This is a genomic window from Acuticoccus kandeliae (assembly GCF_003073115.1).
Window position 1 is genome coordinate 31507 of record NZ_QBBV01000002.1, and the last position, 14114, is coordinate 45620.

Consider the following 14114-nt stretch of genomic DNA (forward strand, 5'->3'; position numbering starts at 1 on the left):
CGTGGCGGGCCGGCCACATGCGGGGACTTTTCGCCGGACCGTCTTCCGCCCGTGCAGCATCGATGCGATGAGAGGCCGCTTCATCGAGGATCGAGTGTGCGTCCATTCCTCATCGCCGCCGTCGCCGCGACCTGTGCGCTCGCGGCCTGCCAGAGCGGCCCCTACGGCACCCAGCGCGCCGCCACCTCGGCGGAAAAGCACGCCTTCATCCAGGCCGCTCGCAACGAGCTGTACGACCCGTTCAGCATCCGCAACGCGGAGCTCTCCACCGTCATCACCATCGATCGCGGACTGAACGAGCGCCGCGTCGTCTGCGCGCGCTACGATTCCAAGCAGAAGGACGGCTCCTTCACCGGCACCGAGACCCACCTCGTGACGATCGACGCCAAGAATGTCATCACCGCCTCGATCGTGGTCCCGGCGGACGAGGAGCCGTGCAGCCGGCTGCGCTTCAGCCCCTTCCCGGAAGCCGAGCGGCTGAAGCGGCGGACCTGACGCGCCGCCTCGTACGCCTTGCGCCCAGGGCACGGGCGGTTTAGCAAACCCCGGCAACCGCCAGCACCTCTGGAAGCCGATGACCGAACCCGCTGCGACTATCGAGAACCTGACCGCCGATGCGCCGCTGCGCGCGGAGATCATCGCGACGGCGCTCCCCTACATGCTGCGCTACGACGACAAGACGATCGTCGTGAAATATGGCGGCCATGCGATGGGCGATCCCGAGCTGGCGTCCGACTTCGCCGAGGACATCACCCTCCTCACCCTCGCCGGCATCAACGCCGTCGTGGTCCATGGCGGCGGACCGCAGATCGGCAACATGCTGAAGCGGCTGAACATCCAGTCCGAGTTCCGCGACGGCCTGCGCGTCACCGACCGCGCGACGGTCGAGATCGTCGAGATGGTGCTCGCCGGGTCGATCAACAAAGACATCGTGCGCACGATCAACGCCGCGGGCGGCCGCGCCGTGGGCCTGTGCGGCAAAGACGGGCGGATGGTGCTCGCCGAGCCGCTGAAGCGCACCACGCGCGACCCCGATTCCAACATCGAGAAGGTGATCGATCTCGGCTTCGTCGGCGAGCCGGTCGAGGTGCGGCGCGACGTGCTCGACGTGCTCGCCCGCCAGGAGATCATCCCGGTGATCGCCCCCGTCGCCCAGGGCGCGGACGGCGAGACCTACAACATCAACGCCGACACGTTCGCGGGCGCGATCGCCGGCGCGCTCGGCGCGACGCGGCTTCTGTTCCTCACGGACGTCGACGGCGTCCTCGGGGCGGACGGCCAGCTCATCAAGGAGCTCACCGTCGCCGAGGCGCGCCGCCTGATGGCGTCCGGCGTCATCTCCGGCGGCATGGTGCCGAAGGTGGAGACCTGCATCGCGGCGCTGGAGCGCGGCGTCGAAGGGGTCGTCATCCTCAACGGCAAGACCCCGCACGCGGTCCTCCTGGAGCTCTTCACCGACGCCGGGGCCGGCACGCTCATCAAGCGCTGAGCCCGGCCCGGCCCCAACCGGCCCGCAAGATGCATGGTCCCGTCGCGCGTCGCGGCGGGTGCGGCAACTTGCGCGCGCGCTGGGGGAGGGATAGGTGAAGAAGCCCATGCTGTGCGCGAGTGCCGGTCCGGTTTGCGAAACCGAGGCGGCGCGCGCCAGCCGCAACCCGGCGGCCACCCGGCCGTCCGTCTCACTGGGCGCAACCGAATGATGGACGCGACGCCTCTTCCGTCGGAATCCCCCTACGCCAATCCGCGCGATCTCTCGCCATTCCGCGAGGTCGAGACGTGGATCTTCGATCTCGACAACACGCTCTACCCCTCGCACACGAACCTCTTCGCCGAGGTGGACCAGCGGATCGGCGACTATGTCGCGAAGCTTCTCGACATGGAGCGCGACGCCGCGCACCACCTGCAAAAGGATTATTATCGCCGCTACGGCACGACGCTTCGCGGCCTGATGATCGAGCACGACATCAACCCGGACGGCTTCCTGGAGTTCGTCCACGACATCGACCACAGCAAGGTCCAGGCGGATCCGCGCCTCGCCGACGCGATCGCCGCCCTCCCCGGCCGCCGCTTCATCATGACGAATGGCACGGTCGCCCACGCGAAGGCCGTCGCCGAGCGGCTCGGCGTGCACCAGCATTTCGAGGACATTTTCGACATCGTCGCCGCCGACCTCATCCCGAAGCCGGCCGCCGACACCTACACCCGCTTCTGGGACCAGTACGGCATCGACCCGGCGCGCGCCGCGATGTTCGAGGACCTGTCGCGCAATCTCGAAGTCCCGCACAGCCGCGGGATGCGCACCGTCCTCGTCGTCCCCGAGGGCACGCGCGAGGTCTTCCGCGAGGCCTGGGAGCTCGAAGGCCGGACCGCCCCCCACGTCGAGTATGTGACGGATGATCTCCCGGTCTTCCTGGAGCGGATCGTCGCCGAGCACGCGGCCCCGGCAAACGTGCCCCAGCCGCCCGCACGCTGACGCGCCCGGCGGGACGATCACGCAAGGTCGCGCCGCACCGCCGCGGCTATCCTTCCTTGCGGCAATCGCCTATGTGAGGCAGGAAAACGAACGAAAGTCATAAGGTTCTCGATGCAGCTCTCTCCTTCCGAACGAGACCGCCTGGCGGCCACCATCGACAGCGCATTCGAGGAGCGCGCGACCATCACTGCCCGCACGACCGGCCGCGTCCGTGACGCTGTCGAGAAGGCGCTCGGCCTGCTCGATCGCGGCGTCGTCCGCGTGTCCGAGCCGACGCCGAACGGGTGGCAGGTGAACGAGTGGCTGAAGAAGGCCGTCCTCCTGTCCTTCCGCCTGACCCCGATGGAAGCCATCGATGGCGGCCCCGGCGACTCGCGCTGGTGGGACAAGGTGCCCTCCAAATTCTCCGGCTGGAGCGAGATCGATTTCGAGCAGGCCGGCTTCCGCGCCGTTCCGGGCTCGATCGTGCGCCGCTCCGCCTTCGTGGCGCCGGGCGTGGTCCTGATGCCGTCCTTCGTCAATCTCGGCGCGTATGTCGACGAGGGAACGATGGTCGACACGTGGGCGACGATCGGCTCGTGCGCGCAGATCGGGAAGAACTGCCACATCTCCGGCGGCGCCGGCATCGGCGGTGTCCTTGAGCCGCTGCAGGCCGCGCCCGTCGTCATCGAGGACGACTGCTTCATCGGCGCCCGGTCCGAGGTCGCCGAGGGCGTCCGCGTCGGCCGCGGCAGCGTCTTGTCGATGGGCGTCTTCATCGGTGCGTCGACGAAGATCATCGACCGCGCCACTGGCGAGACCTACATGGGCGAGGTGCCGCCCTTCTCCGTCGTGGTGCCGGGCAGCATCGCGACGAAGAGCCCGGCCGGGATGGATCTCTCCCTCTCGGCCGCCATCATCGTGAAGCGGGTCGACGAGCGCACGCGCCTCAAGACCTCGATCAACGAGCTCCTCAGGGATTGACATAGTGAGCCAACAAGGCCGCGATCCGACTGTGCTTTGGGCGCTGATCGGCCTCGACGGACGGGTGAACCGGGAGGTCTTCTGGCTCGGAAACCTCCTGTGCGGCTTCGTCGGCGTGGCGCTCATGCTCCCGTCGATCGACCCCGACACGGGGGGGCTCCAGCTGAGCCCCATCGCGCCGTTCGTGTTCGTGGCCCTGTTCTGGACCGAAGTCGCGCTCGCGGTGAAGCGCCTCCACGATCGCGGCCTGACCGGCTGGCTCGCGGCGGCCTTCGGCATCCCCGTGCTCGGCTTCGTCGCCTTCTTTGCCATCGGGCTCATGCCGGGGGACAAGGGTCCCAACCAGTTCGGCCCGGCCCCGAACATGCGAGGCCCCGCCTGACATCATGGCGACCGATCCCCTCCCCCTCGCCCAGGCGCTGATCCGCGCCCAGAGCGTCACGCCCGCCTCGCCCGCCGTGTTCGACATCGTGGAGGCGGCGCTGACCGACGCCGGCTTCGCCGTGGAGCGCGTGACCTTCGCGGCCGAAGGCTCCACCCCGGTCGAAAATCTCTACGCGACGCGCGGCAATGGCGGCCGCCACCTCGCCCTCGCGGGCCATGTGGACGTCGTCCCGGCCGGCCCGGCCGAGGCATGGACACACCCGCCCTACGCGGCCGCGATCGACGGCGACACCCTCTATGGCCGCGGCGCGCAGGACATGAAGGGCGCGATCGCCGCCATGATCGCCGCCGCGAGCGACTGGGCCGCCGCCGACGGGCCGGGGCGCGTCTCCTTCGTGATCACCGGGGACGAGGAAGGGGTCGCGGTCAACGGCACCGAGCCGCTGATGAACTGGTGCGCCGAGCGCACGCGGTTCGACGCGGCGATCGTCGGCGAGCCCACCTCGCGCGAGCGTCTCGGCGACACGATCAAGGTCGGCCGGCGCGGCTCGCTGTCGGCGACCGTCACCGTCACGGGGCGGCAGGGCCACGTCGCCTACCAGCACCTCGCGGACAATCCGGTCCCCGCCCTCCTCGCCATCGGCACCGCGCTGAACGCGACGCTCGATGATGGGTCGGGTCCCTTCCTGCCGTCCAATCTCGAGATCGTCTCGATCGACATCGGCAACCCGGCCTGGAACGTCATCCCCGGCTCGGCGGCGCTCCGCTTCAATGTGCGCTTCAACGACCGCTGGACGCGCGAGTCGCTGAAGACCGAGCTGACGGCGCGGATCCAGGCGGCCGCCCCCGGCGCGCGCGTCGCGATCGACTGGGAGTCCGGTCATGGCGATGCCTTCATCACGCGCGACGATGCGCTGATCGCGGCCGTCACCCGCGCGGTGGAGGAGACGACGGGCGTGACGCCCGAGCTCAACACCGGCGGCGGCACCTCCGACGCGCGCTTCATCAAGGACCATTGTCCCGTGGTGGAGTTCGGCGCGGTGGGCAACACGATGCACCAGGCCGACGAGCGCACCTCCGTGGAGGAGTTGCGCCGCCTCGCCCGCACCTATCGCGCGCTCATCGACGCCGTCGTCGCAGAATGACCGGCGGGGGCGCCGGACGATGCTGACTCCGACAGAGATCAGGCGCTCGCTGAACGGCGCCTGGCTCCTCTTCCTCGGCCGCGCCGAGGGCCTTGCCGCCCTCGACCGTTCCGCCGACGGCTTCTGGCGCTCCTTCGCCGTCATCCTCCTCCTCCTGCCGATCAACGCGATCACGCTGCTCGCCGTGTCGCGCACGGGCGAGACGACCGCCTCGTTCCAGGAGATGTTCTTCGAGGGGCTGCCCGTCCTCGCGCTCGACTGGGTCGCCTTCCCGATCATCCTCGCCCTCTCGGCCGGCATGCTCGGGGTGAAGCGCACCTATGTCAGCTACATCGTCGCCCGCAACTGGATGGCGCCCATCGCGGCGGTGATCCTCGCGATCCCGGTGGTGCTCCAGGGGGCGGGCTGGCTGGGCCCGAGCCCGGCCGTGCTCCTGTCGCTCCTCAGCATGGGGCTGGTGCTGCGCTACCACTATCTCGTGGTGCGGCTTGCGCTCGAGACGACGATGGGCCTCTCGATCGGCCTCGTCGTCGTCGACCTCCTGGTGACGCTCGTCTTCGTGGGGCTCTTCAGCTAGTCCCAAGCGCGCCGGATCGGCCCTAGCCGATCGTGAAGACCTCGCGCGTGCGCAGCGCGCCGACATCGTCCACGCCGCGCCGGCTGCTCGACAGGATTTCCAGAAGCGGCGCCCCCTCCTCCACCCGCTCCCCGGCGGCCACGAAGAGGCGCGCGCCCGCGCCCTTGTCGCCGGGCGCCCCCGTCGCGCGGGCAAGCCCCGCGAGGGCGTAGCCGTCGATCTCGACGACGGTGCCGGTGCGGTGGGCGGGCATCGTGCGGGAGAAGAGGCCCGGATGGGCGCAATCGGTCGGCCCCTGCGCCGCCGCGATCGCGTGGAAGCGCTCCAGCGCCGCGCCGGACCGGAGCAGCGCCTCGGCCCGCGCCCGGCCGGTGCCGTAGGCGACCGACGGATCCCATTCGAGCACGATCCCGGCGAAATGGAGCGCCTTCTCGCGCAGCGCCTCAGGCGCATCCGGCGCGTTGGAGAGGACGGCGACGACGTCGGCAAGCTCCAGGGCAGGACCGACACCGGCCCCGATCGGGTGCCGCCCGTCCGTCACCACCGCGCGCACGGTGAGGCCGACGCCGCGCCCGACCGTCTCGAACAGGGTCGCGAGCGCGTCCCCCGCCTCGCGCGTCTTGGTCTTGGCGTGCGGGCCGACCGGGATGTCGACGATCACGTGGGTCGAGCCGACCGCGAGCTTCTTCGACAGGATCGAGGAGACGTCGAGGAGCGCGGAGCGGATGCCGAGCGGGCGGTTGATCGCGTTCATCACGTCATCGAGCGCGCTGTGGCTGATGCGCCCGCTCCAGGCGATCGCGCCGTTGGTCTCCTCCACGACGCGGCGCAGCTCCACCGGCGAGAGGTCGACGCGGGCAAGGCACTCCATCACGTCCGCCGTCCCCGCCGCGGAGGTGATCGCGCGCGAGGAGGTCTTCGGGATGGTGAGGCCGTGGGCGGCGACGATCGGCACCAGGATCATCGTGATGCGGCTGCCGGGGACGCCGCCCATCGAATGCTTGTCGACGACGAGCCGCCCGTCCCACGCGAAGCGCTGGAAGAACTCGGCGCGCACGCGGGTGAGCGCGATCACCTCGTCGACATTGAGGTTGGTGGAGGCGGCGACGAGGAAGCCCGCGATCTCGGCCTGCGAGTAGCGCCCCTCGACGAGGTCGCGCATGACGCGCTCGATCTCGGCCGCGCTCAGCGCCTCGCCCGACACCTTCTTGCGCAGCACGTCCCGGCTCGTCGGCGAGGGTGAGCGGCGCACCACCACCTTCGCGCCCTCCTCGAGGCCGAGCCGGTCGAAGGCGGCACGGCCGAGGGCGATCGCGTCGCGCGCCACGATCCGCGCCTCGCTCGCAAGCGCGAGGCGGGCGCGCACGGCCTCACCGCCGGGGCCCGCGATCTCCACGAGCGACGCGTCGTGGAGGCGCTGGCCCGCCACCGGGCGCGCGTCGCGATGGACGATGGCGACGCTCTCGCCCTGGATCTCGAGCCCGGCGCGGGCAAGGCGCAGCGGCAGCACGGCCGCGCCGAGGAGCGCCTCGACGAAGCGCTCGACGCCGAGGGCGAGGTCGCCGTCATTGGCGATCTCGATGATGGTCTCCGCCCCATCGAGCGGCACCTGGCGAGCGAGGCGGGCGGCGACGTCCGCCGCATCCTCACGCCCGCGCGCTTCCAGGCGGGCGCGCACCACAGCCGGCGGCGCGGTGACGGAGAGGACGACGGCCGGGCCCGCGCGCTCCTCGAACGTGCGGATCGAATGGCGCGAGGCGTTGACGACGACGTTCCGCCCCTCGGCGAGGGCATCGAGCACGTCGCGGCCGATCCCGTAGCAGAGGCCGTGCGCGTGCCAGCTCGCGAGGAAGGCGCCCTCGGCCTCGGCGGCGCGGAAGGCGGCCTCGTCCATCGCGATATGGTCTTCCCCGCCGGCATCGGCCGGGCGGGTGATGACGCGGCGGGGGAAGAGGAAGTCGGGATCGTCGGCGAGGTGGCGGCGGGCGGCGTCGATCAGCGTGTCCTTGCCGACGCCGCTCGGGCCGACCACGAGGAAGAGCGTGCCGCGCATCATCGGGCGCCCGTCTCGCGGGCGGCGGGAGCGGCCGGGCGACACGGCGCGGTGGCAGGTCTCCGGCGCGGTCCGCACCGCGCCATCCGCTCCGTCATCGCGCGTTCGCCCCGTCCCGTCGGCATGTCGGCCCGTTCCCTTCGTCGTCTGCGCCCGCGTCGGACGCGTGCGGGGCCGGCTGGCGCGACGGTCCCCCTCACGCCCCGGCCCGCGATCTCCCCCTCCTACATGCGCCTTCTGACAGGCGTCTGACGGCGGCGGCGTGTCGCAGGAATCCCGCCCAACGAAAAAGGCCCACCGCGAGGGTGGGCCTTTGACAGCGTCAGTGGGCGATGTTGCGCCAGAGCTTGCGCTTCGTGAGGTAGAGGAGCAGCGCGAAAACCGCGAGGAAGATCATCACGCGGAAGCCGAACTCCTTGCGCTCCGTGAGGTGCGGCTCGGCGGCCCACATCAGGAAGGCGGAGATGTCGCTCGCATACTGCTCGACCGTCTCGGGCGTGCCGTCGGTGTAGGCGATCTGACCGTCCTGCAGCGGGGGCGGCATGGCGATCCAGTTACCCGCGAGATAGATCGGGTTGTAGAACTTCGCCGGCACCGGCTCGACGCCCGCGGGCGGCGATTCGTAGCCGAGGAGCAGGGCGTGGATATAGTCCGGCCCCGACTCGGCGTAGTTGGCGAAGGCGTCGACGATGAAGCCCGGGAAGCCGCGATGGGCCGCACGCGCCTTCGCGATCAGCGAGAAGTCGGGCGGGGCCGCGCCGCCGTTGGCCGCCGCGGCGGCCGTCGGGTTCGGGTAGGGCGAGGGGATGTGGTCCGTCAGGATCGCGGGCCGGTCGAACGGCTGGCCGGTCTCGTTCGAGATGTCGGTGACCGTGTACTCGCTCGCGATCTGCTTGGCCGCTTCCTCGGAGAAGGCCGGCCCGCTCGGGTCGGTGAGGTTGCGGAAGGCCACGTAGTTCATCGAGTGGCACAGGCCGCAGCTCTCGCGGTAGATCTTGAAGCCGCGCTGGAGCTGCGCCCGGTCGTACCGGCCGAAGATGCCGGCGAACGACCAGTCGAGCTTCTCGACGTGGTGCGTTGCCTCCTCGGCCGCCTGGGCGCCGCCGCTGAACGCGGCGAGCGCGAGGAATCCACCGAAGGCCGCGCGCGCGAGGCGGGGGAGCTTGGTGCCCCGGTTCGTCAGTGTCTCAACCATCGGTCAATCCTTCTTGGGCGCAGCCGGGGCCGCGTCGGGACGCGCTTCGCCGGAGCCGGCGGGCTTCTCTGCTCCGTCATGATGGGCGTGGCCGCCCTTCTGCAGCACGGCTTCGGCAATCGAGTTCGGGACGGGCTTCGGCGTCTCGAACAGGCCGATCACCGGCATGAGCACCAAGAAGAACAGGAAGTAGTAGAACGTGCCGATCCGGGCGAGGAGGACGTAGAGCCCTTCCGCCGGCTGCGCGCCGAGCCAGCCGAGGCCGATGCAGGCGACGACCCAGATCCAGAACGCGATCTTGAACATCGGCCGATATTTCGCCGACCGCACGCGCGAGGTGTCGAGCCACGGCACCAGGAACAGGATCAGCAGCGAGGAGAACATCACCACCACGCCGCCGAGCTTGGACGGAATGGCACGCAGCATCGCGTAGAACGGCAGCAGGTACCATTCCGGCACGATGTGCGCCGGCGTCACCAGCGGGTTGGCCTGGATGTAGTTGTCCGGATGGCCGAGATAGTTCGGGATGTAGAAGACGAAGTACGCGTAGAGCAGCATGAACACCACCATCGCGAACAGGTCCTTGATGGTGATGTAGGGGTGGAACGGCACGGTGTCCTTGGCCGACTTCACCGACACGCCGGTCGGGTTATTGTTGCCCGAGATGTGCAGCGCCCAGATGTGCAGGATCACCACGCCGAGGATCATGAACGGCAGGAGATAGTGCAGCGCGAAGAAGCGGTTCAGCGTTGGATTGTCGACCGCGAATCCGCCCCAGAGGAGCTCAACGATCGAGTGACCGACGAGCGGGATCGCCGAGAAGAGGTTCGTGATCACCGTCGCGCCCCAGAAGGACATCTGGCCCCAGGGCAGCACGTAGCCCATGAAGGCGGTCGCCATCATGAGGATGAGGATCACGACGCCGAGCATCCAGAGGATCTCGCGCGGCGCCTTGTAGGAGCCGTAATAGAGGCCGCGGGCGAGGTGCATGTACACCGCGAAGAAGAACATCGAGGCGCCGACGGCGTGGATGTAGCGGATCATCCAGCCGAAATTCACGTTCCGCATGATGTGCTCGACGCGCTCGAACGCAATGTCCGTGTTCGCGGCGTAGTGCATGGCGAGAACGATGCCCGACACCATCATGGTGATGAGCATGAACATGAGGATCGCGCCGAACGTCCACATGTAGTTGAGGTTTTTCGGCGTCGGGAACTCGATCGCCTGCTCGTTCGCCAGCGAGAAGAGCGGCAGGCGCGAATCGATCCAGCGGACGACCTTGGAGTTCGGCTGAAAGTTGGATGTGCCGTGACCGGACATGCGTTCTCCTCCGATCAGCCGATCACGAGCGTCGATTCGGACGCGAACGTGTAGGGCGGAATTTCGAGGTTCATCGGAGCGGGGCCCTTCCGGATGCGACCCGCGGTGTCGTAGTGCGAGCCGTGGCAGGGGCAGAACCATCCGCCATAATCACCCTGCTGACCGAGCGGCACGCAGCCGAGGTGCGTGCAGATGCCGATCATGACGAGCAGGTCTTCCTGGCCTTCGGCGGCGCGATTCACGTCCGTCGCCGGCTCTTCACCGCCGAGATTCGGGTTGCGGGCGACCGGGTCGCGCAGCTCCGACAGCGGGGTGTCCTTGGCTTCCTGAACTTCCGTCTCCGTGCGGCGGCGGATGAAGATCGGGCGGCCGCGCCACATCACGGTCATCGATTCGCCGGTGGCGAGGCTGCCGATATCGACCTCGATGGAGGCGAGAGCCTGGGTCGACGCATCGGGGTTCATCTGATCGATGAAGGGCCATGCGACCGCCCCCACGCCGACGGCGCCGACAGCGCCCGTCGCGATAAACAGGAAGTCGCGCCGCGTTGTCCCGTGGGGGTTGTCAGTGTGCTCCGTCGTCGCCACGCTTGTCTCCTTGTCCGCCCCTAGCGCTGGAATTGGTAGCGGTGTGCATGCCACCCGCGTCGGTGTCCAGATCCCATACAGTTAGACACCTTGTCGCAAACTATCCTAAACGGGCGGTGGTTTTTGAAAAGTCTGAAACCTGATAGCGCAAGGGGGGGAGCGCCGCATAGGGGGGTGCGTCCCGTTCCTGACCAGATTGCGATCCGCGCCATATGGACGTCGCCCTCTACGAGCCAGACATTCCGCAAAACACCGCGGCGATCCTGAGGACCGCGCGCTGCTTCCATGCCGCGGTCCACATCGTCGGGCCAGCCTCATTTGATCTTTCTGACCGCGCGGTGCGGCGGGCAGGCCTCGACTATGCTGCCAGCGCAACACTCGTGCGGCATTTGAACTGGACGAGCTTCGCGGAAGCGATGGCGGGGCGCCGGATCGTCCTCTTCACCACCCGCGCGGACACCCCGCTCCACGATTTTGCCTTCCATGGCGACGACGTCCTCCTCTTCGGCCGAGAGAGCGCGGGCGTGCCCGATGCCGTCCACGAGGCCAGCACCGCGCGCGTGCGAATCCCCCTTGCGGCGGATGCGCGCTCCCTCAATCTCGCCGTGTCGGTCGGCATCGGCCTATATGAAGGTCTCCGCGCGTCCGGCACGATCGCAACCAAAGGTTTAGCATGACAACCCCGCCCTCTGCAAAAGGCGGCCCGCTGCCCGACCCCGCCGCGCTCGCCACCCGCCAGACCGAGGCCCGTGCCTGGTTCGAGGGCCTGCGCGACGAGATCCACGCCCTCTTCGAGACGCTGGAGGACGAGGTTGGCGGCGACGACGCGCCCGGCCGCTTCACCCGCGAGCCGTGGACGCGCACCGGCGAGGACGGCGAAGAGGGCGGCGGCGGCACGATGGGGATGCTCCGCGGCCGGCTGTTCGAGAAGGCGGGCGTCCACACCTCCACCGTCCACGGCACCTTCTCGGAGGCGTTCCGGGGCCAGATCCCCGGCGCGGCGGAGGACCCGCGCTTCTGGGCGTCGGGCATCTCGCTGATCGCGCACCCCCTCAACCCGCACGTGCCGACCGTCCACATGAACACGCGCTATGTGGTGACGACGCGCCAATGGTTCGGCGGCGGGGCCGACCTCACCCCGATGCTCGACAGGCGGCGCGGGCAGGACCACCCCGACACCCAGCGCTTCCACGAGGCCTTCCGCGCCATGTACGCCCGCCACCCGGTCGGCGACTACGCGCGCGACAAGGCGTGGTGCGACACTTATTTTTCCCTCCCCCACCGGGCCGGCGAGATGCGCGGCATCGGCGGTGTCTTCTTCGACTACCAGGCCTCGGGCGACTGGGACGCGGACTTCGCGATGGTCAAGGACATCGGCCGCACCTTCATGGACGTCTATGGCGCGATCGTGCGCGGGACGATGCACGAGCCGTGGACCCAGGCCGACCGCGAGGAGCAGGAGATCCGCCGCGGCCGCTATGTCGAGTTCAACCTCCTCCACGACCGGGGGACGCTGTTTGGGCTGAGGACCGGCGGCAACACGACCTCCATCCTTTCCTCGATGCCGCCGACGGTGCGCTGGCCCTGAACCGGACGGGTCAGACCGGCACGGAAAGGCGCGGGCTCGGGTCTTCGAGCTCGTGCAGGCGTCGGGCGGCGGTCTGCGCGATGCGCAGCGTCATCGACCGGCGGACCGTCGCCGAGAGGCGCTGGAGCGGCGCTTCTCGCACGATCTCGGCCATGTAGCCGTCGGTGATGATGAGGCCTTCCTCGGGCGGGAAGATGTCGCCCACCTCGGGGAGGGAGGCGAAATAGAGCCGGTCGCAGGCGCTGCGATAGTGATGCCACTTGCTGTCGGCCCGGTAGTCGGCAAGGCAGGACTTGATCTCCACGATCATCAACTCGCCCCGCCCGTCGATCCCGACGAGGTCGGCGCGGCGTCCGCACGACAGGATCAGCTCCGGGACGACCGCGAGCCCCATCTCGCGCATCAGCCGGCCGACGCCGCGCCGCACCTTCATCGCGGCCGGCGACTGGCGGCCGTCGATCATCGGTTCCACGTCGAATGGACTGAGGAGCGGCATACTCGAACCCTCGCGCACGGCCGCATTCAACCGCCGTGGGACCGCCCGTGCAACCGCGGTGGAACACGAATCGACTCGTTTTGTTCTTTTTGTTCCGTCTTTGATGCAGCCCCGCGAGAAGGGCGGCTAGAGGACGGCCGCACCGACCGCGGCGGAGGCGACCACCACCAGCCAGGGCGGCAGGCGCCAGGCGGCGAGCGCCACGAAGGCCGCGATCGCGACGGCGAGCGCCGCCGCGTCCGGGACACCGCGCGTGACGACGGGATCGTAGAAGGCGGCGGCGAGGAGGCCGACCACCGCCGCGTTGACGCCGGCGAGCGCGCGGCGGGCGAGCGGGCGGCGGCGCAGGTCCTCCCAGAAGGGCATCACGCCGAGGACGAGGAGCATCGACGGCAGGAAGATGCCGCAGAGCGCGACCGCCGCGCCCGCGACGCCGCCGAACGGCTCGGCCACAGCCCCGAGGAAGGCGGCGAAGGTGAAGAGCGGCCCCGGCACCGCCTGCGCCGCGCCGTAGCCCGCGAGGAAGGTGGCGGGATCCACCATCCCGGCGAACTCTCCTTCGAGGAGCGGCAGGACGACGTGGCCGCCGCCGAAGACGAGCGAGCCCGCGCGATAGGTCCGGTCGAGGAGATCGAGCGCGGGCGAGAGTGACGCGAGGAGCGGGAGGCCGAGGAGGAGGAGCGCGAAGAGGAAAAGGGCGAGGATGCCGGTGCGGCGGCGCACCGGCGCGGCGCTCGACCCGGCGGCGGACGGCGGCGTCTCGGAAAGGGCAAGGCCCGCGATGGCGCCGAGCGCGATCGCGGCGAGCTGCGCGATCGCCTTGTCGGGGGCGAGGAGGACGATGATCGCGGCGAGGCCCGCGATGGTCGCCTTCTCCCGCGTCGCGGCGAGGCTGCGCGCCATGCCGTAGAGCGCGTGGGCGACGACCGCGACCGCCGTCGCCTTCAGCCCCGCGAGCCAGCCAGCCCCCTCGACGATGCCGAGATGGGCAATGAGCAGGCCGAAGGCGGCGAGGACGATGGCGCTCGGCAGCGTGAAGGCCGTCCATGCCGCAAAGAGGCCCGCAAGACCCGCGCGCTGGAGGCCGATCGCCATGCCGACCTGGCTCGAAGCCGGGCCCGGCAGGAATTGGCACAAGGCGACGAGATCGGCATAGGCGGCGTCGCTCAGCCAGCCGCGCCGCTCCACGAAGGCGGTGCGGAAATAGCCGAGATGCGCGACAGGGCCGCCGAACGAGGTGAGCCCCAGAGGCACGAAGGCCGCAAACACCTCACGCGCCGATCCGCGCCCGCCCGCTTCGCTCAACCTCGCCTCCGCCGCTCGATGTCCCGCC

15 protein-coding genes are annotated in these 14114 nt (G+C 69.6%); 9 read left to right on the plus strand and 6 right to left on the minus strand.

Translation table 11 applies throughout. From position 1 onward, the window contains the following. Nucleotides 1-96: 96 nt before the first annotated feature. The 7 genes from DBV35_RS12835 (at nucleotide 97) to DBV35_RS12865 (ending at nucleotide 5542) form a co-directional block, all read left to right on the plus strand. Nucleotides 97-495: a hypothetical protein gene (locus DBV35_RS12835; RefSeq protein WP_108660735.1), complete on the plus strand. Its 399-nt coding sequence runs from the start codon at nucleotides 97-99 to the stop codon at nucleotides 493-495. A 79-nt stretch (nucleotides 496-574) separates the two neighbouring features. Further along, nucleotides 575-1489, plus strand: a complete 915-nt coding sequence (gene argB / locus DBV35_RS12840) for an acetylglutamate kinase (protein ID WP_245943949.1) — start codon at nucleotides 575-577, stop codon at nucleotides 1487-1489. Nucleotides 1490-1699: 210 nt separating this feature from the next. Next, nucleotides 1700-2473: a pyrimidine 5'-nucleotidase gene (locus tag DBV35_RS12845; RefSeq protein WP_108660736.1), complete on the plus strand. Its 774-nt coding sequence runs from the start codon at nucleotides 1700-1702 to the stop codon at nucleotides 2471-2473. A 111-nt stretch (nucleotides 2474-2584) separates the two neighbouring features. Then, the gene (gene dapD, locus DBV35_RS12850) at nucleotides 2585-3436 is read left to right on the plus strand and encodes a 2,3,4,5-tetrahydropyridine-2,6-dicarboxylate N-succinyltransferase (RefSeq protein ID WP_108660737.1); all 852 of its coding nucleotides are present in this window, start codon (nucleotides 2585-2587) and stop codon (nucleotides 3434-3436) included. 4 nt (nucleotides 3437-3440) lie between these two features. Beyond that, the gene (locus DBV35_RS12855; protein WP_157961717.1) at nucleotides 3441-3818 is read left to right on the plus strand and encodes a DUF805 domain-containing protein; all 378 of its coding nucleotides are present in this window, start codon (nucleotides 3441-3443) and stop codon (nucleotides 3816-3818) included. A gap of 1 nt (nucleotide 3819) precedes the next feature. Then, nucleotides 3820-4965 carry a succinyl-diaminopimelate desuccinylase gene (gene dapE / locus DBV35_RS12860; RefSeq protein WP_425428489.1) on the plus strand — a complete coding sequence of 382 codons (1146 nt, stop codon included), beginning with the start codon at nucleotides 3820-3822 and terminating at the stop codon, nucleotides 4963-4965. A 19-nt stretch (nucleotides 4966-4984) separates the two neighbouring features. Further along, a complete protein-coding gene (locus DBV35_RS12865; RefSeq protein WP_108660740.1) occupies nucleotides 4985-5542 on the plus strand; it encodes a hypothetical protein in 558 nt (185 codons plus the stop codon). Between the two features lie 22 nt (nucleotides 5543-5564). On the opposite strand, the gene phnN is transcribed toward DBV35_RS12865, so the two are convergent. The 4 genes from phnN to petA all read right to left on the minus strand — a co-directional run bounded on the left by phnN (nucleotide 5565) and on the right by petA (nucleotide 10697). Further along, entirely contained in the window at nucleotides 5565-7673 is a 2109-nt protein-coding gene (gene phnN, locus DBV35_RS12870; protein WP_211099980.1) for a phosphonate metabolism protein/1,5-bisphosphokinase (PRPP-forming) PhnN, read from the minus strand. A 244-nt stretch (nucleotides 7674-7917) separates the two neighbouring features. Continuing rightward, nucleotides 7918-8790 carry a cytochrome c1 gene (locus tag DBV35_RS12875; RefSeq protein ID WP_108660741.1) on the minus strand — a complete coding sequence of 291 codons (873 nt, stop codon included), beginning with the start codon at nucleotides 8788-8790 and terminating at the stop codon, nucleotides 7918-7920. A 3-nt stretch (nucleotides 8791-8793) separates the two neighbouring features. Then, a complete protein-coding gene (locus DBV35_RS12880) occupies nucleotides 8794-10110 on the minus strand; it encodes a cytochrome b (protein WP_108660742.1) in 1317 nt (438 codons plus the stop codon). 14 nt (nucleotides 10111-10124) lie between these two features. Beyond that, complete coding sequence (gene petA / locus DBV35_RS12885; protein ID WP_108660743.1) at nucleotides 10125-10697, minus strand: ubiquinol-cytochrome c reductase iron-sulfur subunit; 573 nt, start codon at nucleotides 10695-10697, stop codon at nucleotides 10125-10127. A gap of 212 nt (nucleotides 10698-10909) precedes the next feature. Here petA and DBV35_RS12890 point away from each other — a divergent pair, with 212 nt between their 5' ends. Together DBV35_RS12890 and hemF are read left to right on the plus strand one after the other, a co-directional pair. Beyond that, nucleotides 10910-11374, plus strand: a complete 465-nt coding sequence (locus DBV35_RS12890; RefSeq protein WP_108660744.1) for a tRNA (cytidine(34)-2'-O)-methyltransferase — start codon at nucleotides 10910-10912, stop codon at nucleotides 11372-11374. Further along, a complete protein-coding gene (gene hemF / locus DBV35_RS12895; protein WP_108660745.1) occupies nucleotides 11371-12285 on the plus strand; it encodes an oxygen-dependent coproporphyrinogen oxidase in 915 nt (304 codons plus the stop codon). The genes DBV35_RS12890 and hemF overlap by 4 nt, the downstream gene beginning before the upstream one ends. A gap of 10 nt (nucleotides 12286-12295) precedes the next feature. Here hemF and DBV35_RS12900 read toward each other — a convergent pair whose 3' ends face one another. Together DBV35_RS12900 and chrA are read right to left on the minus strand one after the other, a co-directional pair. Beyond that, nucleotides 12296-12781 carry an MmcB family DNA repair protein gene (locus tag DBV35_RS12900; protein WP_108660746.1) on the minus strand — a complete coding sequence of 162 codons (486 nt, stop codon included), beginning with the start codon at nucleotides 12779-12781 and terminating at the stop codon, nucleotides 12296-12298. Nucleotides 12782-12907: 126 nt separating this feature from the next. After that, nucleotides 12908-14086 (minus strand): chromate efflux transporter, encoded by a 1179-nt coding sequence (gene chrA, locus DBV35_RS12905; RefSeq protein ID WP_245943950.1) that lies wholly within the window; start codon nucleotides 14084-14086, stop codon nucleotides 12908-12910. Between the last annotated feature and the right edge of the window lie 28 nt (nucleotides 14087-14114).

Excerpts from the sequence above, each read along its gene's own strand:
- argB (WP_245943949.1), top strand. The coding sequence starts at position 575 with ATGACCGAACCCGCTGCGACTATCGAGAACCTGACCGCCGATGCGCCG.
- DBV35_RS12845 (WP_108660736.1), top strand. The coding sequence starts at position 1,700 with ATGGACGCGACGCCTCTTCCGTCGGAATCCCCCTACGCCAATCCGCGC.
- dapD (WP_108660737.1), top strand. The coding sequence starts at position 2,585 with ATGCAGCTCTCTCCTTCCGAACGAGACCGCCTGGCGGCCACCATCGAC.
- DBV35_RS12865 (WP_108660740.1), top strand. The coding sequence starts at position 4,985 with ATGCTGACTCCGACAGAGATCAGGCGCTCGCTGAACGGCGCCTGGCTC.
- DBV35_RS12875 (WP_108660741.1), bottom strand. The coding sequence starts at position 8,790 with ATGGTTGAGACACTGACGAACCGGGGCACCAAGCTCCCCCGCCTCGCG.
- DBV35_RS12880 (WP_108660742.1), bottom strand. The coding sequence starts at position 10,110 with ATGTCCGGTCACGGCACATCCAACTTTCAGCCGAACTCCAAGGTCGTC.
- DBV35_RS12890 (WP_108660744.1), top strand. The coding sequence starts at position 10,910 with ATGGACGTCGCCCTCTACGAGCCAGACATTCCGCAAAACACCGCGGCG.
- hemF (WP_108660745.1), top strand. The coding sequence starts at position 11,371 with ATGACAACCCCGCCCTCTGCAAAAGGCGGCCCGCTGCCCGACCCCGCC.
- DBV35_RS12900 (WP_108660746.1), bottom strand. The coding sequence starts at position 12,781 with ATGCCGCTCCTCAGTCCATTCGACGTGGAACCGATGATCGACGGCCGC.